Origin of the sequence: Kitasatospora phosalacinea (genome assembly GCF_000717185.1) — a bacterium.
GTDB classification, from domain to species: Bacteria; Actinomycetota; Actinomycetes; order Streptomycetales; family Streptomycetaceae; genus Kitasatospora; species Kitasatospora phosalacinea_A.
This window is the reverse complement of the sequence record NZ_JNYE01000292.1, coordinates 1-327: the sequence shown is the minus strand read 5'-3', so window position 1 is coordinate 327 and position 327 is coordinate 1. Positions and strand designations below refer to the sequence as shown.

At 68.2% G+C, this 327-nt stretch carries 1 protein-coding gene; it reads left to right on the top strand.

Features of this window, described 5'->3' with window-relative positions; translation table 11 throughout:
- On the top strand, positions 1–327 hold a 327-nt coding region (locus tag OO57_RS38075; protein WP_033257513.1), incomplete at both ends, for a tyrosine-type recombinase/integrase.

Here is a 327-nt window from a genome sequence, read left to right as displayed (position 1 = left end):
GCGTTCCTCCGCCACAACGCGGAGCACTACGCCGACCGGCTCACCGACCTGTTCGAGGTCATGCTCGGCACCGGCATGCGCCGCGGCGAAATCCTCGCCCTGCACTGGTCCGACGTCCACCTCATGGACCGCAAGCTCTACGTCCGCTGGACCCTGACCGCCATCAACAACGGGAAGATCCACCTCGGCGAACCCAAGACCGAAGCCAGCCGCGCCTGGATCAGCCTCTCCCCCAGAGTCATGGCCGCCCTCCACCGCCAAGCCGCCACCCAGATGGCCGCCCATCCCGACAGCCGCTTGGAAGGGCTGGTCTTCACCCGCCCGGAC